We start from the raw sequence: 25,290 nt of genomic DNA, 5'->3' as shown, positions 1-25,290 counted from the left end.
GAATCGGCGGATCGTGTCCAATCCGCCACGGCGCGGCGCGCCGGCCCTGGCTGCAAGGCCGAATCCGCCAGCGCCCGGTTTGGCGCTATCATTCGCGGTTCACCGGGTTCCACACGGCCCTCAAGGAAGACCAGACTCCGGGTCGCGACGCGGCTCGTCATCGAATCACAACATGGATGTCATCGTCATCGGCGGCGGAATCGGCGGCGTCGCCACCGCCTACCAGTTGCGTGCCGCGGGCCATCGCGTCTGCGTGGTCGAACGCCACGCCACCGTTGCCCAGGGCGCGACCTACGGCCATGGCGGCCTCATGCTGCCCACCCCGCTCGACGTCTGGTTCGGCCCGACCTTCATGCACCATCGCCGCGCGCTGCGCAGCGGCGTCGTCTACAAACCGGGCCTGAACGGCGCGCTGCGCCGCTTCACGCGCGAACTGGCCAGGCTGCAGGACCCGGACGCGTTCACGGCCCATTTCGCGAAGCTCAAGCCGCTGGTGGATCTGTCGCGCGACACGATCGCCGACGTCGAGCGCCGCTTCGGCCTCGAATTCGAACAGCGCCCCGGCGTGCTGCACGTGATCCGCGAGCGCCAGGAATGGGAGCAGGCCCAGCCCGCGCTCGACCTGCTGCGCGCCAACGAAGTCCCGCACCAGATCCTCACCGCCGACGAATGCACGGCGCTCGAACATTCGGTGCCGGCCGATCCGACGTTCGCCGGTGGCGTGCTGCTCGAATTCGAGCGCACCGGCAACTGCCCCCTGTTCGCGAAGCTGATCAAGCAGACGCTCGACGAGCATGGCGTGCAGTTCATGTTCGGCCGCACCGTCACGGCGATCCGCGTCGAGGCGAACCGCGCGGCCGTCGAACTCGCGCCGGAACCGGGCGACCGGCTCGGCGTGCGCGGCAAGGAAGTCGACGTGATCTCGGCCGACGCCGTGGTGGTCGCCGCCGGCACCGGCAGCGTGCCGCTGCTGGCGCGGCTCGGCGTGACGCTGCCGCTGCACCCGGTGCGCATCAATGCGCTGACGGCGCCGGTCGCGTACGAGGAACACGCGCCGCACCTGACGGTGATCGATTCGATCAAGCGGATCGTCATGACGCGCATGCACCAGCGCGTGCGCATCAGCGGCGCGCCGGTGCTGCAAAGCGAGAAGGATACGGCGAGGCCACTGCCGGCCGCGCTCAACGACGAGGCGCTGGCGCTGCTCGGCCAGGCCACCCACGACTGGATTCCCGGCGCGGCGAAGATCTCCGCCGCGCTGCCGTGGCAGGACACGCGGCTGCTCTCGCCGGACGGCTTGCCGGTGGTCGGGCCGACGCCCCACCCGCGCGTGTTCGTCAACCTCGGCCACGGGCCGGCCGGCTGGGGCCTCGCCTGCGGCTCTGCTAGAGTGGTGAGCGATTACCTCGGCGGCACCGGGCATCAAGTGCCGGCCGACACGCTCGCCGCGCTGCGCGCGGATCGCTTCGCCACCTGACGCCGCCCACGGGCGGCGCATCGACCGGCCGCCCGGCGGCCCTTCCGACATGATGCTGCTCGCCCCCTCTGCCTCGCTGTCCGCCACGCCTGCCGCCGTCGATTCGTTCGACGCGCCGCTCGCCCATCTCCCGCTTGCGCTGTCCACCGTCGCCGACGTGCGCGCCGCCGAAACCACGGCCGCCGCCGCGCTGCCGCCGCACACGCTGATGGCGCGCGCGGGCGCGGCCGCCGCGCGTTGGCTGGCCGCGCGCGCCGATCGCGACACGCGCCCGGTCTGGCTCGCCGCCGGCCCCGGCAACAACGGCGGCGACGCGCTGGTGGCCGCCGCCGAATTGCTGCGGCTCGGCGTGCAGGTGGAGGTATGCCTGCCCGTCGAACCGAAACCCGAGGACGCGCGCTGGGCGCTCGCGCTCGCCCGCGAGGCCGGCGTGCCGATCGCGGCCGAACCGCCCGCCTCGCTCGACGGCTACGGCTGGTGCGTCGACGGCCTGTTCGGAATCGGCCTCGCGCGGGCGCTCGACGGCCCGTTCGCGGTGCTGGCCGTGGCGCTGTCTGCACGCGCGCAGGCGCACGGCCGGGTGCTCGCGCTCGACGTGCCGAGCGGCATCGATGCCGACAGCGGCACGCGCGTCGGCAATGGCCCGGCCGTCTGCGCCACGCATACCCTGTCGTTCATCGCCGCCAAGCCGGGCCTCTATCTCGGCGACGGGCGCGACCACGCGGGCGAGATCGTCGTCGAGACGATCGACGCCGCACCGGCCCGGCCGTCCGCCACGCTGAACGCGGCGGCGCTGTTCGCGCCTGACTGGCCCGCGCGCGGCGCGGCCACCCACAAGGGCAGCTTCGGCAGCGTGGCGATCGTCGGTGGCGACACCGGCATGTGCGGCGCCCCGATCCTGGCCGCGCGCGCCGCCCTGCACGCAGGCGCGGGCAAGGTGCACGTGGGCTTCTTGGGTGACGACGCGCCGCCCTACGATCCGCCGTTCCCCGAACTGATGCTGCATCCGGCCGGCTCGCTCGATACCGGCGGCCTCAGCGCGGTCGGCATCGGCTGCGGCCTCGGCACGCGCGAGCCCGCCATCGCGATGCTGCGCCACACGCTCGCGCTCGATCTGCCGGTGCTCGTGGACGCCGACGCGCTGAACCTGATCGCCGCGCACGACGATCTGGCCGCCGCCCTGCGCGCGCGCGCCGATCGCGATGGCGCCGCGTCGATCCTGACCCCGCACCCGCTCGAAGCGGCGCGCCTGCTCGACACCGATACGCGCGCCGTGCAAGCCGACCGGCTGGCCGCCGCGCGCGAGCTGTCGCATCGCTTCCGGGCCGTCGCGGTGCTGAAGGGATCGGGCACGGTGATTGCCGAGCCGGGCGGGCGCGTGTTCGTCAACCCGACCGGCAACGCCGCGCTCGCCACCGGCGGCACCGGCGACGTGCTCGGCGGCCTGATCGCCGCGTTCGCCGCGCAACACATGCCGGCCTGCGAGGCTGCGCTGGCGGGCGTCTACCTGCACGGGCTCGCCGCCGACTGCCTGACCGCGCTCGGCCACGGCCCGGCCGGCATGGCTGCCGGCGAACTCGCGCCGGCCGTACGCCGGCTTCTGAACCGGCACTTTTATTCACGCGTCACGTCGCCGCAGGGGTGACGCCGCTATACTGGATAGTCCTGCGCGCGATCCGTCGCGCGCGGCTTGCGTAGTCCGCCGGCACGCGGCGCCCGATGCGCGCCGCCCTCGCCTTCCGAGTCACGACCGTTTCCCCAGAACCGCTATGACGCTGAATTCGCTCCCCGCTTGGCCTGCCCTCCAATCGCACTACGACGAGATCCGCGACGCGCATCTGCGCGACTGGTTCGCCCCCGCCAACGATCCCGCCCCGACCCGCGCCGAACGCTTCACGTTCGCCGGCGGCGGCCTTGCCATCGATTTCTCGAAGAACCGCATCACCGACGCCACGCTGAAGCTGCTCGTGCAACTGGCGCGCGAAGCCGGCGTCGAAACGCGCCGCGACGCGATGTTCGCCGGCGAAGTGGTCAACCCCACCGAAGGCCGCGCGGCGCTGCACACGGCGCTGCGCGCGAGCGCGCCCGATGCGCCGTTCCACGCGCAAATTGCCGCCGAACGCAAGAAGATGGCCGCGTTCGCCGAGCAGGTGCGCGACGGCCGCTGGACGGGCTACACCGGCAAGCGCGTGCGCCACGTGATCAACATCGGCATCGGCGGCTCGGACCTCGGCCCGAAGATGGTCGTGCACGCGCTCGATCATCTGGCCACCCGCGAGCTGTCGTGCACGTTCGTGTCGAACGTCGACGGCGCCGACCTGTACCGCGCGCTCGAACACTGCAATCCCGAAGAAACGCTCGTGATCGTCGTCTCCAAAACGTTCACGACGCTCGAGACCATGACCAACGCGCGCTCGGCGCGCGACTGGCTGACCTCGCACGGCTGCCCGGAAAACGCGCTCGCCAAGCACTTCGTGGGCGTGTCGGCCAACCCCGAGGAAGTAATCAAGTTCGGCATCGACGCCCACAACGTGTTCGAAATGTGGGATTGGGTCGGCGGCCGCTATTCGCTGTGGTCGGCCGTGGGCCTGTCGATCATGATCGCGATCGGGCCGCAGCAATTCGACGAACTGCTGGCCGGCGCCGACGAGATGGATCGCCATTTCCGCGAAGCGCCGCTCGAATCGAACCTGCCGGTGCTGCTCGGCCTGATCGGCATCTGGTATCGCAACTTCTTCGGCTCGCAGAGCTACCTCGTCGCGCCGTATTCGGAAGCGCTGCATTTCCTGCCGTCGTACCTGCAACAGCTCGAAATGGAGAGCAACGGCAAGTCGGCGCGCCTCGATGGCGCGTTCGTCGACTACCCGACCTCGGCCGTTACTTGGGGCGAGCCGGGCACCAACGGCCAGCACGCGTTCTTCCAGATGCTGCATCAAGGTCCGACGATCGTGCCGATCGACTTCATCGCGGTGCTGACGCCCGAGCATCCGCTCGCCAGCCATCACCCGAAGCTGCTCGCCAACTGCTTCGCGCAGAGCGAGGCGCTGATGCTCGGCCGCACGCTCGACGAGGCGCGCAAGATCGCCGGCCCGGACAAGCCCGAACTCGCGCCGCACCTGACGTTCCCGGGCAACCGGCCGACCTCGACGATCCTGGTGGACGCGCTCACCGCGCGCACGCTCGGCGCGCTGATCGCGCTCTACGAACACAAGGTGCTGGTGCAGGCGTCGGTGTGGAACATCAACCCGTTCGACCAGTGGGGCGTGGAGCTCGGCAAGATTCTCGGCAAGGTGGTCGAGGCCGACCTGACCGCAGCCAGCACGGACCCGGCCAAGCACGATTCGTCGACCTCGGCGCTGATCGCGAAGGCGCGCGCGGCGCTCAAGCAGGGCTAAACGGCACGCCATGCGAAACGGCCGGTATCGAAACCTCGACACCGGCCGTTTTTATTGGTGGCGCGCGCCGAGGCGCACTCGACGTGCCGATTCAGCCCGGGCTCGGCTCCACCGCCTCGGCGGCCACGATGCGGCCGCCGTCGAGCGTGATGGTCGCGCCGCAGCGGCGCGCGAGCACCGGATCGTGCGTGACGAGCACCAGCGTCGCACCCTGCGCGCGGTTCAGTTCGAACATCAGGTCGATGACCGCGTGGCCGGTGGCGGCGTCGAGGCTGCCGGTCGGCTCGTCGGCGAACAGGATGGCCGGATCGGTCACGAAGGCACGCGCCAGCGCCACGCGCTGCTGCTCGCCGCCCGACAGCAGCTTCGGGTAATGGCCGGTACGCGCGCCCAGGCCGACGCGATCGAGCAGGCGCCGCGCCCGTTCGGCCGCCTCGCGCGCCGAAATTCCGCCGCGCAATTCGAGCGGCAGCATCACGTTTTCGAGTGCGGTCAGATGCGGCATCAACTGGAACGACTGGAACACGAAGCCGACGGCCCCGCTGCGCAAGGCCGCGCGCTGATCCTCGTTCAGGCCGTTCAGGTCGCGGCCGAGCAGGCGAACCGTACCGTCGGTCGCGCTGTCCAACCCGGCAAGCAAGCCAAGCAGGGTCGACTTGCCCGATCCCGACGCCCCCACGATCGCCACGCTGTTGCCGGCGTGCACGGTCAGGTCGATGCTGTCGAGGATCGTCAGTTCACCGGCCGCATCGGCCACGCGTTTCGATACTTGTCGAACTTCAATGATCGGTTCCGTCATCTTTTGAGCATGAAGCACACACGTTCCTGGAAAAACGGCCTGCGCGCCGTCGTGATCGCCGTGGCTGCCACGGCTTCGCTGGCGGGCGTTGCCGCCCATGCGGCCAGCCCGGCGGCGAACGCCGCGCAGGCCTCCGCCAAACCTAACATTGTCGTGCTCGGCGACAGCCTGTCCGCCGAATACGGCCTGCCGCGCGATACCGGCTGGGTGGCGCTGATGCGCGAACGCATCGCGCAACAGCGGCTCGATTATAGCGTTGCGAACGCAAGCGTCAGCGGCGATACCACCAGCGGCGGACGCGCCCGCCTGCCCGCCCTGCTCACGCGCCTGAAACCGGCGATCGTGGTGGTCGAGCTGGGTGCGAACGACGCGCTGCGCGGCGTGCCGATCGCCACCACCGAGCAGAACCTGCGCGCGATCATCGCAGGCGCACGGCAGGCGAAGGCCAAGGTGGTGCTGATCGGCATGTACGTGCCGCCGAATTACGGCCTCGATTACACGCAGAAGTTCCATGCGATGTACGGCACGCTCGCCAAGGAGCTGCATCTGCCGCTGGTGCCGTTCCTGCTGGCCGGCATGGAAGACCAGCCGGACCAATTCCAGGACGACCAGAAGCATCCGAACCAGGGCGCGCAGCCGAAGCTGCTCGACAACGTCTGGCCCGTCATGAAGCCGCTGCTCGGGCCGGGCGCGCATTGAGCGCCTCATAAGCAAACAGCCCCGCTCGTGACCGGGCGGGGCTGTGTGTCGGGCGAACGCTGAAGCGCGTTGCGGGGCTTACGCTGCAATACCGCGATCAGTTGCCGTCGGCGTTGTTCGCATTGCTGTTGTCGGTGACCGAGCCATACAGCTTGACCGTCGAGCGCGCGCGCAGCGCCTTCATGAACGCCTCGCTCTCGCTTTGCGCGTAGACCTGCGCCAGTTGCTGCTGCGCGGCTTGCAGTTGCTTCGGGTCCGGTGCCGGCGGCGCGATCACGGCGTTTACGCGGAAGATCGCATAACCGCCGCCATCGCCCAGGTCCACGCCGACATACGCCGGCAGCGCCTTGTCGTCGGCCTTGTAGATCGCGGCCACGGCGTCGGGCGGCAAGCCCTGCGCCTGCGTGCGCGAAATTTTCTCGGCCGGCAGGAAGCCATCGGTGGACTTCGACTTCTGCAGCGCCGCGAGCTTGTCCTTGCCGGCCTGCTTGGCCAGCTTGGCGCTTTCGTCGGCGATGAACTTCTGGCGAACCTGATCCTTGATCGCGTCGAGCGCGGGCACCGCGGCCGGCTTGTCGGCCGTCACGTGCGCGGCGATCAGCGTGCTGTTGCCGATGTCGATCGCCTGCGTGTTGTTGCCGTTCTTGACCGCATCGGCGGCAAACACGGCCGCCAGGAACTTCGGATTGTTGAGCGGGCTGTCCGGCGGCAGTTGCGGGTTCGGTTGCGGCGTGACGGTGGCCGTCTGCACGGTCAGCTTGTACTTGTCGGCGGCCGGCTGCAGGCTCTTGGCCTTCTCGTAGACAAGCGACGTGAACCCTTCCGAGTTGTCCGTGAATGCCTTGGCCGCGAACTGCTGCTTGAGCTCGACCGCGATGCTGTCCTTGACCTCGTCGAACGGCTTGACCGCGGCCGGCTTGACGTCGGTGGCCTTCAGAATATGGAAGCCCAGGTCGGATTCCACCACGTTGCTGACCTCACCCGACTTCAGCGCGAAGGCGGCATCGTCGAATGCCGGGCCGCCTGCCGTCGAACCACGCGTGACGTAGCCGAGGTCGCCGCCCTTCGCGGCCGACGGCGCATCCTGCGAATTCTTCTCGGCGATCTGCGCGAACTGGTCCGGGTGCGCCTTGACGTCGGCCAGCAGCTTGTCGGCCTTGGCCTTCGCGGCGGCCTTGTCGGCGGCGCTGGCGCTGCGCGGCGCCTCGATGAAGATGTGGCTCACGCGCACCTGCGCTTCGGTACGGAAACGCGCGGCGTTGTCCTCGTAGAACTTGTGCAGATCGGCGTCGGACGGCTGCGCATTCGCGGCGGCTGAAGCCGGCGAGAACACGAGGTACTGGATGGTGGCCGTCTCGGGCGTGGCGAACGATGCCCTGTGCGCATCGTAGTAGGCCGAGATTTGCGCGTCGGTCGGCTGAACCTTGCTGGCATAATCGGCCGGCTTCAGCACGATGGCCTGCACTTCACGCTGCTGCTGCGCGAGATCGGTCAGGTGCCGGGCCACGCTCTTCGGCGTGAACGCGCTGTTGATCAGGTTTTCCGGCAATTGGCTCTGCGAGAGCTGGTAGCGGATCGATTCCTGATATTGCTCGGGCGTCATGCCCTGCATCGCGAGCAGCTGCGTGTAGCGCTCGCCGTCGATCGTGCCATCCGGCTTGCGCAGCGAGGCGATGATCGGATTCGACATCAGAGCCGTGCGCACCGCGCCATCGGAGGCGGTCAGGTGCAGGCGGCGCACTTCGTCGGTCAGCGCGCTTTGCTCGATCATGCCGTCGAGCAGTTGCTGGCGACGTTCGGGCGTGTCGAAGGTTTTCGAATCGAAATTGGCGCCGAGCGTCTGGCGAGCCTGGTCGACCTGCTGCCGGTAGGCGCTGTCGAATTCGGCTCGCGTGAGCTTGCGCCCGCCGACCGAGGCCACGTTCGCACTGTCGTCAAAGAAGTCGCGGAAACCCTGAACCCCGACGAACCCAAGCCCCGGCAACACGATCAGGAGCAGGAGAGACATCATCAGGCGCTGATGATTGCGGAAGAAATCGAGCATGCGTGGGCGGAATGGCTGGACAAAACGATCGATATTACATCAGCGGCAAGCAGAAAAGGCGAAAGCAGCGGCCAAGAGTTTGTCGGCGCACCGGTGGCGTGATGACCGCTGACCGACCGGCCGCTGTAAACCACCGCCAATTCAATGACTTGCTCACGACAGCAGTCCCCATGCCGCTCACCCTCTGGCGACAGGCCGACGCCCCCCCGGCTTCGTATTCCATGACGACCGGACCCGCGGTCAAGCCGTCGATGCAAGTGTCGCGCCAGCAGCGCGACGCGTGCGAACCGCCGGCGCGCCTCGGCGCCAGAACGAGACACAATATCGGCCATCATTTACGCACACAAAAGCAATCATCGAGTCTTTGAGAAATTTCAGAATATGTCGATTTTCAAAAATTCGACATGAAACACCAAAATGACGCACCTTAAATAAAAAGCGAAAAATAAATCGAGCTCGATCCGATACGACCGACACCTCGATTACAGGACAAAGCGACCCGACCACCCGGGCATTCAAATCAGGAAAATGCGATTTATCGACAGCCTCGCCACGGGCGCGCTGAAGTTTGTGTGCGTCTTGCTCCGGGGCAGCCAGCGTTAACCACCGGGCACCTGGCGCACGGCTCATCACGCAACTCGGCGCGCGGCGGTGCAAACCGCCGCGCGCCGACCCGTCAGATGACGGCGCTGGCGACCAGCCCGATGCCGGAAACGACCGTACCCAGGATCGTGACGCCGAGGCCGATCCCACTGAACACAATGCCGGGAATGAACAGACCCAGCCCGAGCATCGACGGCAGCGTGAGCAAGCCGATACCGCCGGATACCTCATCGACCTCTTGCATATTCAGCACTTGCATATAAAGCACTCCTTGTTTCATGACGGACATGGATTTCCGAAGGAGCGGATATCACCCGACCGCTCCACCGCGCAAATTTTCCAGATTCAAAAATCGGACTCCGGAAAACGGAACTCATTATTACGAACACGCGAAAATCCAGTCTGATGAAAATCAAATGAAATGACTTATGGTCGAAATTGCACACTCGCCTCGAATTACGCTCCCTATACTGCGTGAAATCGAAATGCCAGACATTCACTTCCGACAAAGCATCGCATGCAAAACAAAGCGTTCGATTAATCCGAATTTCAAAACCCGGCTTCGTCCCCGCAGCTCGCATCCTTCACGCACGGGCGCATTGCGCTTGCCGATCATCCCTTTCGAGAATTGCCTGCCGATCCGCCATGACATCGCCCAAGCCTCTCTTTCGTCGCGCCGCGATCGATGCCCAGCACACCCCGATCCATGGCGAGATCGTGCTGATCCGCCCCGTGTCGTTCGCCTTCCTGAGCGCGGCGGCCGCCATCATGGCCGCCGCGCTGATCGCGCTGTTCTGGCTCGGCAGCTATACCCGGCGCACCACCGTCGACGGCGTGGTGCTGCCGAATACGGGGCTCGTCAAGATCTATGCGCGGCAGTCGGGGATCGTTCGACGCAAATCTGTCACCGAAGGCCAGCATGTGATGCGCGGCGCGGCACTGTTCACCGTGTCCACCGACCTGCAGAGCGCCGCGCAAGGCAGCACGCAGGCCGCGCTGATCGGCCAGGCCCGCCTGCGCCGGCAATCGTTGCTGCAGGAAATCGACAAGACGCGCGCGTTGCAACAGGACGAACGCAGCACCTTGCAGGGCAAGCTCACGAACCTGCGCAGCGCGCTGGCAAGGCTCGACGATCAGCTTGCCAACCAGCGCGAGCGCCAGTCGATCGCCGCCGACGGTGTGAGCCGCTACCGGCGGCTGCTCGAGCAGGACTACATATCCACCGACCAGTTGCAGCAGCGGCAGGCCGATCTGCTCGACCAGCAGTCGAAGCTGCTTGCGCTGCAGCGCGAGCGTGCAAGCGTCTCGCAATCGCTTCAGGAGGCCGCCAACGACCTGTCGGGCATCGCGCTCAAGCAACAGAACCATCTCTCGCAGATCGACCGACGCGTGATCGACGTCGATCAAACCCTCGTGGAAAACGAGGCGCGGCGCGAATTCGTGGTCACGGCGCCCGAGAGCGGCATCGCCACCGCCGTCGTCGCCGAACCGGGGCAGACCATCGATACGACGCAGCCCGCCGCCAGCATCGTGCCCGACGGCGCGCACTGGCTCGTGCACCTGTTCGTGCCAAGTGCGGCCATCGGCTTCGTCCATGTCGGCGAGCGCGTGCGCATTCGGTATCGGGCGTATCCGTATCAGAAGTTCGGCCAGTACACCGCGCACGTGACCCTGATCGCCCGCGCAGCCCTGTCGCCCGCCGAGCTCGCCACGAGCGGCATGCCGGCCGGTGATGGCCGAGGCGGCGCAGGCGTGTTCTACCGCGTGAGCGCGGCGCTCGACGCGCAGCACGTCACCGCCTATGGCAAGCCGGAGCCGCTCGCGGCCGGCATGGCGCTGCAGGCCGACATCCTGCAGGAGCGCCGCCACCTGTACGAGTGGGTGCTCGAACCGCTTTACAGCCTGACCGGCAAACTTTAACCACCTCGCCGCCATGTCCTTTCTCCAACGTCTCTCGCTCGGCATCGGTCATTCGCTGCCGATGCTGCTGCAAACCGAAGCGGCCGAATGCGGGCTGGCCTGCCTGGCGATGGTCGCCGGCTACCATGGCCGCCACGTCGATCTCGCCACGCTGCGCGGTCGGTTTCCGGTATCGCTCAAGGGCACCGGCCTCAACCGCCTGATCGACATCGCACAGCGGCTCGAGCTCGGCACGCGCGCGCTGAAACTCGACCTCGACGAACTCGGCCAGTTGCGCACGCCATGCCTGCTGCACTGGAATTTCAATCACTTCGTCGTGCTCAAGCGCGTGGTGGGCCGCCATGCCGTGATCCACGACCCGGCACAGGGCATCCGCAAGCTGCCGCTCGACACGCTGTCCCGCTCGTTCACCGGCATTGCGCTGGAACTGTGGCCGACCGAGCGCTTCGAGCGGCGCGAGGCTGTCGCGCCCGTCAGGCTGCGTGCGCTGCTCGGGCCGGTTTCGGGCCTCGGCAGATCGCTCGGCCAGATCTTGGTGCTGGCGCTGGCGCTCGAGGTGTTCGCGGTGGTGCAGCCGTTCTTCCTGCAATGGGTGATCGACGAGGTGATCGTCAGCGCCGACCTCGACCTGCTCACGGTGTTGGCGCTCGGCTTCGGGCTGTTGCTGCTGATGCAGCAGGCGACCAGTGCAATCCGGAGCTGGGCGCTGATGGTTTTCGGCACCACGCTCAATATCCAATGGCGCGCCAACGTGTTCACGCATCTGCTGAACCTGCCGACCCGCTATTTCGAGCAACGGCACCTCGGCGACGTCGTCTCGCGCTTCGGTTCGATCGACACGATTCAGCAGACGCTCACCACCTCGTTCCTGAGCGCGATGATCGACGGCGTGATGGCCATCGTCACGCTGGGGATGATGTTCGTCTACAGCCGCCTGCTCGGCTGCGTCGCGCTGGCCGCGATGGCGCTGTATGCCCTGTTGCGTTGGCTCTGGTACCGGCCGTTGCGCCGCGCCACCGAGGAGCAGATCGTGCGCGCGGCCAAGCAGCAGAGCCACTTTCTCGAAACCGTGCGCGGCGTGAAGACGATCAAGCTGTTCAATCGCCAGCGCGAACGACGCGCGAGCTGGCTCGCGCTGCTGGTCGAGCAGATCAATGCCGGCCTGCACGTGCAGAAGCTGCAATTGCTCTACGCGCAACTGAACGGGCTGCTGTTCGGCATCGAGGGGCTGCTCGTGATCTGGCTCGGCGCGCGTCTCGTGATGGACGGCCAGTTCACGGTAGGCGTGCTGATGGCGTTCAACGCCTACAAGGGACAGTTCGACAGCCGCATCGGCAGCCTCATCGACAAGTACTTCGAGGTTCGAATGCTGCAGTTGCAGGGCGAGCGGCTCGCCGACATCGTATTCAGCAAGGCCGAAGCCGCAGCGCGGCCCGACGAACGCAGCGTGCCCGGCGAAGCGGACGAACTCGCGGCGAGCATCGAATTCGATTCGGTTGCCTTTCGTTATGCGGAAGGGGAACCGAGCGTGCTCGACGGCGTGTCGTTTGCGATTTCGCCGGGCGAGTCGATTGCGCTCGTCGGACCGTCCGGCTGCGGCAAGACCACGCTGGCCAACGTGCTGCTCGGCGTACTGGCGCCGACCGGCGGCACCGTGCGCATCGGCGGCCACGATACGGCCCGACTCGGCCTCGAGCGCCTGCGCGCGATGGTGGGCACCGTGCTGCAGGACGACGTGCTGTTCGCCGGCTCGATCGCCGACAACATCAGCTTCTTCGACCCGGAGGCCGACGCACAATGGATCGCACAGTGCGCCCAGCTCGCCGCGGTGCATGCCGACATCGCCGCGATGCCGATGGGCTACAACACGCTGGTCGGCGACATGGGCACCGTGCTCTCGGGAGGCCAGAAACAGCGCGTGCTGCTCGCGCGCGCGCTCTACAAGCGGCCGAAGATTCTCGTCCTCGACGAGGCGACCAGCCATCTGGACCTGCAGCGCGAGCATCAGGTCAACGCCGCGATCAGCGCGCTGCGCATGACGCGCCTCATCATCGCCCACCGTCCGGAAACGATCGCCTCGGCGCAACGTGTCGTGATGCTCGATAGTGGCAGGATCGTGCTCGATCGCACGACGCAGCCACGGCATGCCGCAGCGGCGGACGACGGCATGGGGACGCCATGAGGGCACGACATCTGCCATCTGTCGTCGCGCTTACCGTCGCAACTGCCGGTGCCATTGCCATCCCGCACCAGGCACACGCACAACGGCTCGACGTGTTCGGCACTCGCGACGAGGCAAGCGCGTCGCCGGCTGCGCCGCTGCTGAAGGGCGCATCGTGTGTCGCGCTGCCCGACACGCATCCGATCGAACTCGACGACGTCATCCTGCAGGCGATCTGCGCCCATCCCAAGGCGCGCCAGGCATGGGCCGAAGCACGCGCCAAGGCCGCCGCGCTCGGTATCGCAGATGCGGCCTATCTGCCGCGGTTGAACGTGAGCACCGGCATCGAGCGCGACACGCTCTCATCCACCTACGACGAAAGCGCCTGGGGGCTCGGCTCGGTGCGTCAATCGCAAAACTCGTCGAGCAAGTACGCCATGCTGAACATGAGTTGGGTGCTGTTCGATTTCGGTAAACGCGGTGCCGCGAGACGCGAGGCGCGTGCCCTGCTGATTGCGGCCAACGCCTCGCAAGATGCGGCCCTGCAGCGGGTGCTGTTCGACGCAGCGCGTGCGTTCTACGCGCTGCGCGAAGCACAGGCCACGCTCGATGCCACGCTCAGTATCGAAACGATCACGGCGGACAGCCTCGCGCAGGCCAGCGCCAAACATGCCGCCGGTGCCGAAACGCTGGCCGACGAACTGCAGGCGCGCACGAGTCACTGGCGCGCCGTGCTCGAACGCGTGAATGCGCAAGGCAAAGCACAGGCGGCCATCGGCGCGCTCGCGGTCACGATCGGCGTGCCAGCCGATACCCCCCTGCAAATCGCGCCACCCGAACACGATCGCGATGCCGGCCCGGGCATCCGGGCCGGCATCGATCAATTGATCGCCGAGGCGAAGCTGCATCATCCGAGCCTGATTGCGGCGCGCGCGAATCTGGACGCGGCTGTCGCCAAAGTGGATGCGGCACGCGCGGAAGGCCGGCCAACCATCGCCTTGGTCGGCAGTCTGGCGCAGAACAATCCGTCGTATCAGCAGCAGCCGCTCTCGGCTCCGCTCACGCGCAGTCGCAGCAGCACGATCGGGGTACAGGTGACGATCCCGCTGTTCGAGGGCTTCGCGTCAGGCTATCGCAACGCTGAAGCACACGCCCGGGCCGATGCGCGACAGGCGACGCTCGACGACACCGAGCTCCAGGTGTCGCTCGAAGTATGGAAAAGCTATCACAGCGTGCAAGCGTACTCGCTCAACCTCGACAACTCGCGCAAGCTGCTCGACGATGCGCAGCATTCACTCGCCATCGCGCGCGGCCGTTATCGCGCCGGCGTCGGCAGTTTCATCGATCTGCTGAACGCACAGACAGCGCTGGCCGATGCACAGAAACAGCGCGTGCTGGCCATATCGCACTGGCGTACGGCGCGCCTCGAACTGGCAGCCAGCCTCGGCGAGCTCGGCTTGTGGCGCGATCCACGCTAGCCACCGCCGATCCGTCGTGAGCGCCTGGTGCATCGCGATTCAAGCCGGCAACGCATCGGGCGCGACGTGGGTCTGCGGCTCGATCGTCTACCGGCCGTGGCGTCGTCGCAGCCGGCTTGCGCGAGTCGCTCGACAAGTTGCGCGTGGCCGCCGCGATCCTCGGCGGACAACTGAAGGGCGATTGGCCAAGGGCAGGAAAATACGCGCAAAACAAAAAGCCCCGCGAGCGCGAACTCATGAGGCTTTTGTCTGAATCTGGCGGAGCGGACGGGACTCGAACCCGCGACCCCCGGCGTGACAGGCCGGTATTCTAACCAACTGAACTACCGCTCCTTGGGTCGGTACTGCCGACAAGATCGCAAAACTGGTGGGTGCTGAGAGGCTCGAACTCCCGACCTACGCCTTGTAAGGGCGCCGCTCTACCAACTGAGCTAAGCACCCGTTTCGCGCTTGCCATCTGCTTGCCGAGATTGCCCTGAACCACGAAGGCATTCTCATGCAGCAAGCCCGCTAGTTTAGCGCATCCTTCAGTGCTTTACCAGCCCTGAATTTCGCGACGCGCGCCGCTTCGATACGAATCGTCTCGCCGGTTTGCGGATTGCGCCCGTTGCGTGCAATCCGTTCGCCAACCTCGAATGTGCCGAAACCGGCCAGCGTGACGCTGCCGCCGCTTTCGAGCGCCTGCATGACGCCGCCGATCAGTGCGTCGAGCGCACGTCCGGCCGATGCCTTCGATAAATCCGCCTCGCGTGCGATGTGGTCGATCAAGTCCGTCTTGTTCATGCCGTCCCCTTTCGTGAGTGGTTCAGTCTCAGAACAGCCGCCCCGTGCAGGCCGTCGCCCGGTTCATGCCGGGTCGATCATTAAATGAAGCCGAAACCAGCCTGTCAAGCGGCAGAACCGAGACAGGGCAAGGGATCCCACAATTTGACGCATTTGCGATGGTTTTCATCAGGGCATAAAAAAACCCGCGGTATTCACCGCGGGTTTTTGCCGGCCGGGGGCTAGCCCGGCCGCACCTGATTCAAGGCATTTAGTGCTTCACAACTTCGGTTGATGCATCTTTCGGCGCCTCGGCCACCGGCGCCGCGGCCTTCGCCTCTTCTTCCGGCAGCGCGCTCGGCATCCGTTCGAGTGCCAGTTCGAGCACCTTGTCGATCCAGCGGACCGGCACGATCTCGATCGCGTTCTTCACGTTGTCCGGAATGTCCGCGAGATCCTTCACGTTCTCTTCCGGAATCAGCACGAGCTTGATGCCGCCGCGATGTGCCGCCAGCAACTTCTCCTTCAGCCCGCCGATCGGCAGAACTTCGCCGCGCAACGTGATTTCACCCGTCATCGCCACGTCGGCACGCACCGGGATGCCGGTCAGCACCGACACCAGGGCAGTCGTCATGGCGATACCGGCGGACGGACCGTCCTTCGGCGTCGCGCCTTCGGGCACGTGGATGTGGATGTCCTGCTTCTCGAACGCCTCGTCCTTCACGCCCAGACGACGTGAACGCGAACGCACGACCGAGCGCGCGGCTTCCACCGATTCCTTCATGACGTCGCCGAGCGAGCCGGTACGGATCACGTTGCCCTTACCGGGCATCACCGCCGCTTCGATCGTCAGCAGATCGCCGCCGACTTCCGTCCAGGCCAGGCCCGTGACTTGGCCGACCTGATTTTCCTTGGCGGCCAGACCGAAGTCGTACTTGCGCACGCCGAGGAACGTGTCGAGGTTGCCGGCATCGATCTTGACCGGGCTCGCTGCCGTCTTCAGCAGCAACATCTTCACGACCTTGCGGCAGATCTTCGAGATTTCACGTTCGAGCGAACGCACGCCCGCTTCACGGGTGTAGTAACGAATGATGTCGCGGATCGCTTCTTCCGAAACCGCGATTTCGCCGTCCTTCAGCCCGTTGTTCTTCTTCTGCTTCGGCAGCAGATAGCGTTGCGCGATGCTGACCTTCTCGTCTTCCGTGTAACCCGACAGACGAATCACTTCCATCCGGTCGAGCAGCGGCGGCGGGATGTTCAGCGAATTCGACGTCGCCACGAACATCACGTCCGACAGATCGAAATCGACTTCGACGTAGTGATCGGCGAACGTGTGGTTCTGTTCCGGATCGAGCACTTCGAGCAGGGCCGACGACGGATCGCCACGGAAATCCATGCCCATCTTGTCGACTTCGTCGAGCAAGAACAGCGGATTGCGCACGCCGACCTTGGTCAGGCTCTGCAGGATCTTGCCCGGCATGGAGCCGATGTAGGTCCGACGGTGGCCGCGGATCTCGGCCTCGTCACGCACGCCACCGAGCGCCATGCGCACGAACTTGCGGTTCGTGGCGCGGGCGATCGACTGGCCGAGCGAGGTCTTGCCGACGCCCGGAGGCCCGACCAGGCACAGGATCGGTGCCTTGACCTTGTCGACGCGCTGTTGCACCGCGAGATACTCGAGGATCCGTTCCTTGACCTTCTCGAGGCCGAAGTGATCTTCGTCGAGCACCGATTCGGCGTTCGTCAGGTCGTTGTTGACCTTGCTCTTCTTGCGCCACGGCAGGCCGATCAGCGTGTCGATGTAGTTGCGCACGACGGTGGCTTCGGCCGACATCGGCGACATCAGCTTGAGCTTCTTGAGCTCGGCATCGGCCTTCTTCTTGGCTTCCTTCGGCATGCGCGCGGCGTTGATGCGCTTCTCGAGTTCCTCGAGATCGGCACCTTCCTCGCCTTCGCCCAGTTCCTTCTGGATCGCCTTGACCTGTTCGTTCAGGTAGTACTCGCGCTGGCTTTTCTCCATCTGGCGCTTGACGCGGCCGCGGATGCGCTTTTCGACCTGGAGGATGTCGATCTCGGCTTCGAGTTGCGCGAGCAGATGCTCGAGGCGCTCGATGACCGGGAACATCTCGAGGATGTGCTGCTTCTGGTCGAGCTTGAGCGGCAGATGCGCGGCGATCGTGTCGGCCAGACGGCCGGCTTCGTCGATACCCGACAGCGAGGTCAGGATTTCCGGCGGGATCTTCTTGTTCAGCTTCACGTACTGGTCGAACTGCGACACGATGGCGCGGCGGAGGGCTTCCGTTTCGGCGCTATCGGCATGGTCGGGTTCGAGCGGCAGCACTTCGCACGAGAACTGGGTTTCCTGTTCTTCGATCGACAGCGCCTGCGCGCGTTGCAGGCCTTCGACGAGCACCTTCACGGTGCCGTCCGGCAGCTTCAGCATCTGCAGGATGTTGGCGATACAGCCGACCTCGTACATGTCCTTTTCGGTCGGTTCGTCCTTGGCGGCAGTTTTCTGCGCGACGAGCATGATGTGCTTGCCGCCTTCCATCGCTGCTTCGAGGGCCTTGATCGACTTCGGTCGGCCCACGAACAGAGGAATCACCATATGCGGGAAAACGACGACATCTCGCAGCGGCAGCAGCGGGAGCGTAATGCGTTCCGGCGGGAGAAGTTGGGTGCCTGACATTTTCATTTCCCCATGAGTGGAATCAATTGTTCGGTAGTTGAGGCCGGCAGATTGGATTGCAAGCCTTCAGCGCGTGGGAAATATTCGGTAAAAAAGTCGCCGGTCGGAAGAAAGTCAGTGTTACCCACAAGACTAAACGAAAAAAGCCGTTCACGACGCCATGAACGGCTTTTTTGCTTCTTTCAGACAGTCAAGCCGATCAATTCGAACCCGCCACTTTGGGCGTGTCCTCGTAGATCAGCAGGGGTTTGCCATCGCCGTCGATCACGTTGTCGTCGATGATGACCTTGCTCACGCCCTTGAGCGTCGGCAACTCGTACATCACTTCGAGCAACGCCTGTTCGATGATCGAGCGCAAGCCGCGCGCACCGGTCTTGCGGCGAATGGCCTTGCGGGCCACGGCCTGCAGCGCACCGGGGCGCAACTCCAGCTCGACACGCTCCATCGCGAACAGCTTCTGGTATTGCTTGACCAGTGCGTTCTTCGGCTCGACGAGGATCGTCATCAGCGCTTCTTCGTCGAGCTTGCCGAGCGTGGCGACCACCGGCAAGCGGCCGATCAGTTCGGGGATCAACCCGAATTTGATCAGGTCTTCCGGTTCCGTTTCGCGCAGCACCTCGCCCGAATCGCGCTCCTGCTTGCTCTTCACCGACGCGCCGAAGCCGATGCCGGTTTTCTCGGTGCGATCGGTGATGACCTTTTCGAGGCCATCGAACGCGCCACCGCAGATGAACAGGATGTTGGTCGTATCAACCTGGATGAAATCCTGGTTCGGATGCTTGCGGCCACCCTGCGGGGGCACCGACGCCATCGTGCCTTCGACCAGCTTCAGCAGCGCCTGCTGCACGCCCTCGCCCGACACGTCGCGCGTGATCGACGGGTTGTCCGACTTGCGGCTGATCTTGTCGATTTCATCGATGTAGACAATGCCGCGCTGCGCCTTGTCGACTTCGTAATTGCAGTTCTGCAGCAGCTTCTGGATGATGTTCTCGACGTCCTCGCCCACGTAGCCCGCTTCCGTCAGCGTGGTCGCATCGGCGATCACGAACGGCACATTCAGCAGGCGTGCGAGGGTTTGCGCGAGCAGCGTCTTGCCCGAGCCGGTCGGCCCGATCAGCAGGATGTTGCTCTTGGACAGCTCGACGTCGTCCTTCTTGTCGAGGTGCTTGAGACGCTTGTAGTGGTTGTAGACAGCCACTGCGAGGATTTTCTTCGCACGCTCCTGCCCGATCACGTACTGATCGAGGATCTCGCGAATTTCCTGCGGGCTCGGCAAGTCCGATTTCGACAGACTGGCTTCGACCCCGGATGCGGCTGCTTCGTCGCGAATGATCTCGTTGCAGAGGTCGATGCATTCATCGCAGATGAACACCGACGGGCCTGCGATGAGTTTTTTCACCTCATGCTGGCTTTTCCCGCAGAACGAGCAATACAACAGCTTTTCGCTGTTCGAACCTTTTTTGTCCGCCATGAATGTATGAGCCTCCGGACACACGAGTTACATAATACGCCGTTTGGCCGGCCGCCCATGACGCTGCCATGGGTATTGGCCAGCTGCGCTGGTCTTGCCGCAGATGCTCTAGGCGCGGGGGCTGCCCCATTTGGGGCGGCACCCCGTTTGCTGACTTACGGGCGCTTTGCCGTGACGTGGTCGATCAGGCCATAGGCCTTCGCGTCATCGCTGGACATGAAATTATCACGATCCGTGTCGCGTGCGATGCGCTCGACATCCTGCCCGGTGTTCTCGGCGAGGATCTTGTTCAGGCGTTCGCGCAAATACAGAATTTCGCGCGCCTGAATTTCGATGTCCGACGCCTGGCCGCGCGCGCCGCCCAGCGGCTGGTGAATCATCACGCGGGCGTTCGGCAGCGCATAGCGCTTGCCCTTCGCACCCGACGACAGCAGGAACGCGCCCATGCTGGCCGCGAGGCCCATGCACAAGGTCGACACATCCGGCTTGATGAACTGCATCGTGTCGTAGATCGCCAGGCCAGCCGACACCGAACCGCCGGGGCTGTTGATGTACAGGCTGATGTCCTTGTCCGGATTCTCGCTTTCGAGGAACAGCATCTGCGCGACCACGAGGTTGGCAGTCTGGTCGTTCACTTCGCCGACCATGAACACGATCCGCTCCTTGAGCAGACGCGAGTAGATGTCGTACGAACGCTCGCCGCGGCCACTCGTTTCGACCACGATCGGCACGAGGCCGAGCGCCTTGGTCTCGAAATCCTGCGGCGCATGGGAAGCCAGCGTATTCAGCAATTCAGCGCGATTGATCATGCAATGAGCCTTGTCCGAAATGAGTATTGAACGGAAGAAAGCGCCGGTGGCGCGAAACGATTGCGCCACCGGCCCGGACACCGACGTAAAAACGGCGTGCGGGCCGTCGCTCCGACAGCCGGCACGCCGCTGAAACGACGCTTAAGCCTGCGCGGATGCGCTGGCCAGTGCCTCGAAGCTCACTTCCTTGTCCGTCACCTTCGCCTTGCCGAGCACGAATTCGACGACGTTGCTTTCAACGACGAACGCTTCCATTTCGGCCAGACGCTGCTGGTTCGAATAATACCAGCGGACCACTTCCTTCGGGTCTTCGTAGCTCTTGGCGAACTCGTCGACTTCGGCGCGGATCTGTTCCGGCTTCGCTTCCAGGCCGTTGGCCTTGACCAGCTCGGCGATCACCAGGCCCAGCTTGACGCGGCGCTCGGCTTGTTCCTTGAACATTTCGACCGGGATCGGTGCGTTCTCGGCGTTCGGCACGCCGCGTTGCGCCAGATCCTGACGGGCCAATTCGACCAGGCGCTGCTGATCCTGCTCGACCAGCGCGTTCGGCACGTCGAGTTCCGAGATCTTCAGGACGGCGTCCATGACCTGGTTCTTGACGAGCGATTGCGTGCGGCGCTTGGCTTCGCGTTCGAGGTTTTCCTTGATCTCGTTGCGCATCTTGGCGGTGTCGCCATCTTCGATGCCGAGCGTCTTGGCGAACTCGCCGTCGATTTCCGGCAGATGCGGCCATTCGACCTTCTTCAGCGTGACCGTGAACTTCGCGGTTTTGCCGGCGACGTCCTTGCCGTGGTAATCCTCGGGGAACGTCAGGTCGAATTCGCGTGCTTCACCGACCGTCAGGCCCAGTGCAGCCTGTTCGAATTCCGGCAGCATGCGGCCTTCGCCGAGCACGAACGGGAAATCTTCGGCCGTGCCGCCCGCAAACGCGACATCGTCGATCTTGCCGACGAAGTCGACCGTCACGCGGTCGCCGTTCTGGGCTGCCTTTTCGGCGCCGCCGTCGCCATGCTCGCCGGCTTCGCCGCGATCATGGAAGTGGACGCGCTGCTTGCGCAGGATGTCCAGCGTGCGGTCGATCTCGGCGTCGCCGATGGTGGTGGTCGAACGCTCGACTTCCGCCGTCGCCAGATCGCCGATCGTGACTTCCGGGTAGACCTCGAACGTCGCGTCGAACGCGTAAGCGTCGGCCTCGGCTTCCGCCTTCGGTGCGAAGCTCGGCTGGCCGGCCACGCGCAGGCTTTCCGCGCGGCTGACTTCGAAGAACTCCTGGCCGATCTTGTCGCTCAGCACTTCGGCCTCGACCTGACCCGCGTATTGTTGCGCGACCATCTTGAGCGGCACCTTGCCCGGGCGGAAGCCCGGCATGCGCACGTTCTTCGCGAGTTTCTGAATACGGGCGTCGATCTCCTTCTGCACGACTTCCTTCGGCAGGGAGATCGTCACACGGCGTTCAAGCTTGCCGAGGTTTTCAACAACGTTAGCCATGGCTTCAATCGTCCTAAAATTATTCGAGCGAATCGGGTTTCCTTGCCGCGCCTGCCTCGCGACACGCATGCATCGCGCGGCGTCGCCGCCGTTCTCGTTCGTCGGCGCCACGTTGAAAAGTGCGACGCCTGCGGCATGAAAAGCACGGCTTTGGCCGGAAGAATCGGCTATTCTAGCAAACTATTTTCCCCATACCCGCCTGATTGCAGCGCCTCGAACCAGCCGGCGGCGCCCGCCCGCACTCGGCCCCGCGCGCTTCCCGCTCCCAGCGCGCCGATTCCAGCCATACCGCCCCGCCTATTCGCCGCACGCCGCCGGCCTGTTAAGCTCGCGTTTCCGTCTCGATCGACGGCTCGCGCGCCGAGGTTCGGCCACCGCCGCAGCCGCTGAGACAGCCCTTGCGACACCCACCGAACATCTCATCGGAGACACCATGCAGCCCTTCCCGTCCGCGCCTGTCATCGTCATCGCGCCCGATTCCTTCAAGGGGTCGTTATCCGCGCAGCAGGTTTCGGACGCGATCGCGGCCGGCGTCCTGCGCGCGCGCGCCGATGCCGAGGTGCGTTCGTGCCCGATGGCCGATGGCGGCGAAGGCACGCTCGACGCCATGCTGGCGCACGGGGGCGCACGCCGCACGCTCGCGGTGAAGGGCGCGTCGCTGGCCTCGCGCGAAAGCGCGGCGGGCCTGGTGGATACGCACACGGCGATCATCGAGACGGCGGAAATCGTCGGCATCACCGATCCGGTCGGCATGGCCGTGCCGGTGGAAACGCGCAGCACGCGCGGCATGGGCGAGGCGATCCGCCAGTTGCTCGATGGCGGCGTGCGCACCTTCTTCGTGGCGCTCGGCGGCAGCAGCACCAACGACGCCGGCGCCGGCCTACTGGCCGCGCTGGGCCTGCGCGCGCTCGACGCCGAAGGGCGCGAGATCGAGCCCACCCCGGAACGGCTGGCCGATATCGTCCGGCTCGACGCCTCGGGCCTCGATCCGCGCCTGGCCGACACCGAATTCGTCGGCATGTCGGATGTCGACAACCCGCTGACCGGCGATCACGGCGCCACGGCGATCTTCGGGCCGCAAAAAGGCGTGCGCCCCGATCAGGTCGCGCAGCTCGACGCGGCGCTCGCACATTACGCCGATCTGGCCGAAGCGGCGCTCGGCCGGCAGGTACGGGAATTGCCCGGCGCGGGCGCGGCGGGCGGCCTCGGTTTCGCGCTGCATCTGCTCGGCGCGCGCTTCGAGGCGGGTGCGGAAGTGGTCGCGCGCCAGATCGGGCTCGATGCGGCCCTCGACGGCGCACACTGGCTGATCACAGGCGAAGGCCGCTCCGACGGCCAGACGCTGCACGGCAAGGCGCCGTTCATTGCGTGCCGCCACGCAGCGGCGGCCGGCGTGCCCGCCACCCTGCTGTCGGGCGGCGTGGATTCGGCCGCGCTGTCCCAATTGTCGGTACATTTCGACGGCTGCTTTTCCCCGGCGCCGGGACCGATTACGCTCGAGGTCGCGATCCGCGACGCCGCGCGTCTGCTCGAAAACGAAGCCGAGCAACTGACCCGGTTGCGCTTCGGCCGCCTCGCCGCGCCGTCGTCGCCCCGTTGACCGCGCGCGGCGATCCGGGAACAATCGGGCCGCCGCCCTATCTCCAGGAACCGCCATGAAAGGCAGTCAAGCCGGACTCGACCAGTTTCTGACCCAGCGTCTGCATACGCTGAACAAGCTCACCGATCGCGCGATCGGCGAGCTTTACCGGGACAAGCTCGGCATCACGCTGCCCGAAGCCCGCGTGATCACCTCGGTCGGGGCCTTCGGGCCGTTCTCGATCATGGAACTCGCACGCAGCACGCATCTCGACAAGAGCCAGGCGAGCCGCGCCGCCGAAGCATTGATCAATCAGGGTCTGCTGACACGCACCACCAGCGACGAAGACGGCCGCGTGGTGGTGATCGGCCTGACGCGCGAAGGCACGGCGCTGAACCGCCGGATCATGACGCTGGCGCGGCGCTGGAACGCCGATCTGGCCGAACGCCTGACCGACAGCGAGCACGCCGCGCTCGAACGCGCGCTCGACAAGCTGATCGCCAGCACGCGCGAACGCATCGAGTAAGCGCCGCGCGCTTCAAGCAGCCGGCTTCCGCAGCCGGCTGTTTTGCGTGATGCGCCGCAATTCCTGCCTGGCTATAGGCCGCTATTGCGCGCACGCTGGCGCAGCAGGCCCAACACGGCGTCGCAAAACGGCGTCGGCACGCCGAGCGCACGGCCCAGTTCGGGGAAAACCCCGAGGATCGGCGCGATTTCCAGCGGCCGGCCCGCCTCGAAATCCTGCAGCATCGACGTACGGAACGCGCCGAGCCGGCGCGTCACGGCCGTGCGCTCGACGCTGCTCATGCCGGTCGACAGGCCCAGCCGCTCGCCCACCGCCGCCGCCTCGTCCATCATGCGCAACGCCAGCGCGTGCGTGTCCGGATCGTCGAGCAGCGCCAGCGTCGTAGAGCCGGTCAGTGCACTGAGCGGATTCATGTTCATGTTGCCCCACAGCTTGGCCCAGATCTGCGTGCGGATATCGGCGGTGGTTTCAACGTCGAAACCACCCGCGGCCAGCGCGGCGGCGAAAGCCTCGGCCTGCGCCGCTTGTGCCGTGCCGGGCGCGCCGACGATCAGCCGGTTGCCGGCCACGCGCCGCACCACGCCGGGCGCATCGGTCGCCGACGACAGATGCACCACGCAACCGATCGACTGCACCGGCGGCAGCGCGGCAGCGATCGCGCCGCCCGGGTCGACGGCATCGAGCGAACGGCCGTCGAGCGCGCCGCCGATGCCGTGCAGGAACCACCACGGCAGGCCGTTCATGGCCGCGACGATGGTGGTGCGCGGGCCGACCAGCGGCGCCAGTTGCGCGGCGAGCGCCGGGAGCGCCTGCGCCTTCAGCGCGATCACGACGTAATCCTGTTCGCCGAGCGCGCGCGGATCGTCGCTGGCGACCAGCGGCGTGCGGCGCGTCACGCCAAGATCGTCGACGACCGTCAGGCCGTCGCCGCGCAACGCGGCGAGCGTCTGCCCACGCGCCAGCGCCGACACCGTCCAACCCGCCTGCGACAGCGCCGCCGCCAGCAAGCCGCCGATCGCGCCAGGGCCTACGATCGCGGCCCGTACCGGTGAAGCATTCATACGCACGCCTCCTCAAAGGTTCGATGATGCCCAAAGCCGCTCGCGGCATCGCCATTCAAGATGCACCTGCATGCACCTGTTGAAAACTTTTTGTTACATGGTTGCACGCGCAACGGTTCAGGCACGACAAGACACAAGCGGTTACGCCCCGGATCGCCAGCCCTGGCGGGTTTCCGGCCGATTTCAGGCACGAAAAATTCCGCCGAACGTAACAAAACGTGAGCACCGGCTTCAGGGCAAACGCACTAGAAAGCCCCCTGCATTTGGCCCTGTTGACGGCGACATCGCCACCGTATTCTGAACGAACTGCCACTTCCACTGAGGAGACA

20 protein-coding genes and 2 tRNA genes are annotated in these 25,290 nt (G+C 65.7%); 10 read left to right on the top strand and 12 right to left on the bottom strand.

Annotation, left to right across the window (positions count from 1 at the left end; all coding sequences use genetic code 11):
* Positions 1 to 172 precede the first annotated feature (172 nt).
* The 3 genes from AB4851_RS24125 (at position 173) to pgi (ending at position 4,872) form a co-directional block, all read left to right on the top strand.
* Complete coding sequence (locus AB4851_RS24125) at positions 173 to 1,477, top strand: FAD-dependent oxidoreductase (protein WP_414451738.1); 1,305 nt, start codon at positions 173 to 175, stop codon at positions 1,475 to 1,477.
* A gap of 55 nt (positions 1,478 to 1,532) precedes the next feature.
* Entirely contained in the window at positions 1,533 to 3,122 is a 1,590-nt protein-coding gene (locus AB4851_RS24120; protein WP_414451933.1) for an NAD(P)H-hydrate dehydratase, read from the top strand.
* A gap of 124 nt (positions 3,123 to 3,246) precedes the next feature.
* Positions 3,247 to 4,872 (top strand): glucose-6-phosphate isomerase, encoded by a 1,626-nt coding sequence (pgi, locus tag AB4851_RS24115; RefSeq protein WP_414451737.1) that lies wholly within the window; start codon positions 3,247 to 3,249, stop codon positions 4,870 to 4,872.
* A gap of 91 nt (positions 4,873 to 4,963) precedes the next feature.
* Here the strand turns inward: pgi and AB4851_RS24110 are convergent, their stop codons facing one another.
* Positions 4,964 to 5,671: an ABC transporter ATP-binding protein gene (locus AB4851_RS24110; protein WP_414445514.1), complete on the bottom strand. Its 708-nt coding sequence runs from the start codon at positions 5,669 to 5,671 to the stop codon at positions 4,964 to 4,966.
* 9 nt (positions 5,672 to 5,680) lie between these two features.
* Here AB4851_RS24110 and AB4851_RS24105 point away from each other — a divergent pair, with 9 nt between their 5' ends.
* A complete protein-coding gene (locus AB4851_RS24105; protein WP_414451736.1) occupies positions 5,681 to 6,370 on the top strand; it encodes an arylesterase in 690 nt (229 codons plus the stop codon).
* A gap of 97 nt (positions 6,371 to 6,467) precedes the next feature.
* On the opposite strand, the gene AB4851_RS24100 is transcribed toward AB4851_RS24105, so the two are convergent.
* Positions 6,468 to 8,414, bottom strand: coding sequence for a SurA N-terminal domain-containing protein (locus tag AB4851_RS24100; RefSeq protein WP_414451735.1), 1,947 nt, complete (start codon positions 8,412 to 8,414; stop codon positions 6,468 to 6,470).
* Here AB4851_RS24100 and AB4851_RS24095 point away from each other — a divergent pair.
* On the top strand, positions 8,391 to 8,516 hold the full coding sequence (locus AB4851_RS24095) for a hypothetical protein (protein ID WP_414452010.1): 126 nt from the start codon (positions 8,391 to 8,393) through the stop codon (positions 8,514 to 8,516). The genes AB4851_RS24100 and AB4851_RS24095 overlap by 24 nt on opposite strands.
* Positions 8,517 to 8,654: 138 nt before the next feature.
* Here AB4851_RS24095 and AB4851_RS24090 read toward each other — a convergent pair whose 3' ends face one another.
* Both AB4851_RS24090 and AB4851_RS24085 read right to left on the bottom strand, forming a co-directional pair.
* Entirely contained in the window at positions 8,655 to 9,044 is a 390-nt protein-coding gene (locus AB4851_RS24090) for a hypothetical protein (RefSeq protein WP_414451734.1), read from the bottom strand.
* Between the two features lie 46 nt (positions 9,045 to 9,090).
* Positions 9,091 to 9,276 (bottom strand): hypothetical protein, encoded by a 186-nt coding sequence (locus AB4851_RS24085; RefSeq protein WP_414445517.1) that lies wholly within the window; start codon positions 9,274 to 9,276, stop codon positions 9,091 to 9,093.
* A gap of 386 nt (positions 9,277 to 9,662) precedes the next feature.
* Here AB4851_RS24085 and AB4851_RS24080 point away from each other — a divergent pair, with 386 nt between their 5' ends.
* From AB4851_RS24080 to AB4851_RS24070, 3 genes are read left to right on the top strand one after another with little or no spacing between them, the layout of a single operon-like run.
* Positions 9,663 to 10,937 carry an HlyD family secretion protein gene (locus AB4851_RS24080; protein WP_414451733.1) on the top strand — a complete coding sequence of 425 codons (1,275 nt, stop codon included), beginning with the start codon at positions 9,663 to 9,665 and terminating at the stop codon, positions 10,935 to 10,937.
* Positions 10,938 to 10,950: 13 nt separating this feature from the next.
* The gene (locus tag AB4851_RS24075) at positions 10,951 to 13,119 is read left to right on the top strand and encodes a peptidase domain-containing ABC transporter (RefSeq protein ID WP_414451732.1); all 2,169 of its coding nucleotides are present in this window, start codon (positions 10,951 to 10,953) and stop codon (positions 13,117 to 13,119) included.
* The gene (locus AB4851_RS24070) at positions 13,116 to 14,576 is read left to right on the top strand and encodes a TolC family protein (RefSeq protein WP_414451731.1); all 1,461 of its coding nucleotides are present in this window, start codon (positions 13,116 to 13,118) and stop codon (positions 14,574 to 14,576) included. Before AB4851_RS24075 ends, AB4851_RS24070 begins: the two co-directional genes overlap by 4 nt.
* A gap of 256 nt (positions 14,577 to 14,832) precedes the next feature.
* On the opposite strand, the gene AB4851_RS24065 is transcribed toward AB4851_RS24070, so the two are convergent.
* The 7 genes from AB4851_RS24065 to tig form a co-directional block, all read right to left on the bottom strand.
* Positions 14,833 to 14,909 (bottom strand) — tRNA-Asp (locus AB4851_RS24065).
* A gap of 32 nt (positions 14,910 to 14,941) precedes the next feature.
* Positions 14,942 to 15,017: transfer RNA gene (locus AB4851_RS24060), tRNA-Val, on the bottom strand.
* A gap of 69 nt (positions 15,018 to 15,086) precedes the next feature.
* Positions 15,087 to 15,359 carry an HU family DNA-binding protein gene (locus AB4851_RS24055; RefSeq protein WP_015875397.1) on the bottom strand — a complete coding sequence of 91 codons (273 nt, stop codon included), beginning with the start codon at positions 15,357 to 15,359 and terminating at the stop codon, positions 15,087 to 15,089.
* Between the two features lie 250 nt (positions 15,360 to 15,609).
* The gene (gene lon, locus AB4851_RS24050) at positions 15,610 to 18,027 is read right to left on the bottom strand and encodes an endopeptidase La (protein ID WP_414445521.1); all 2,418 of its coding nucleotides are present in this window, start codon (positions 18,025 to 18,027) and stop codon (positions 15,610 to 15,612) included.
* Between the two features lie 199 nt (positions 18,028 to 18,226).
* A complete protein-coding gene (gene clpX / locus AB4851_RS24045; protein ID WP_414445522.1) occupies positions 18,227 to 19,498 on the bottom strand; it encodes an ATP-dependent Clp protease ATP-binding subunit ClpX in 1,272 nt (423 codons plus the stop codon).
* A gap of 155 nt (positions 19,499 to 19,653) precedes the next feature.
* On the bottom strand, positions 19,654 to 20,307 hold the full coding sequence (gene clpP, locus AB4851_RS24040) for an ATP-dependent Clp endopeptidase proteolytic subunit ClpP (protein ID WP_414442054.1): 654 nt from the start codon (positions 20,305 to 20,307) through the stop codon (positions 19,654 to 19,656).
* 141 nt (positions 20,308 to 20,448) lie between these two features.
* Positions 20,449 to 21,795 carry a trigger factor gene (gene tig, locus AB4851_RS24035; protein ID WP_414451932.1) on the bottom strand — a complete coding sequence of 449 codons (1,347 nt, stop codon included), beginning with the start codon at positions 21,793 to 21,795 and terminating at the stop codon, positions 20,449 to 20,451.
* Between the two features lie 433 nt (positions 21,796 to 22,228).
* Here tig and AB4851_RS24030 point away from each other — a divergent pair, with 433 nt between their 5' ends.
* Positions 22,229 to 23,395, top strand: coding sequence for a glycerate kinase (locus AB4851_RS24030; protein ID WP_414451730.1), 1,167 nt, complete (start codon positions 22,229 to 22,231; stop codon positions 23,393 to 23,395).
* A 55-nt stretch (positions 23,396 to 23,450) separates the two neighbouring features.
* Complete coding sequence (locus AB4851_RS24025; RefSeq protein ID WP_414442056.1) at positions 23,451 to 23,900, top strand: MarR family winged helix-turn-helix transcriptional regulator; 450 nt, start codon at positions 23,451 to 23,453, stop codon at positions 23,898 to 23,900.
* Between the two features lie 71 nt (positions 23,901 to 23,971).
* Here the strand turns inward: AB4851_RS24025 and AB4851_RS24020 are convergent, their stop codons facing one another.
* A complete protein-coding gene (locus AB4851_RS24020) occupies positions 23,972 to 24,961 on the bottom strand; it encodes a 2-dehydropantoate 2-reductase (protein ID WP_414451729.1) in 990 nt (329 codons plus the stop codon).
* Positions 24,962 to 25,290 lie beyond the last annotated feature (329 nt).

Origin of the sequence: Burkholderia sp. 22PA0099, assembly GCF_047497165.1 — a bacterium.
Lineage (GTDB): Bacteria > Pseudomonadota > Gammaproteobacteria > Burkholderiales > Burkholderiaceae > Burkholderia.
Note: the sequence above shows the minus strand (reverse complement) of the source record. Positions and strands in the feature narration are given on the sequence as shown.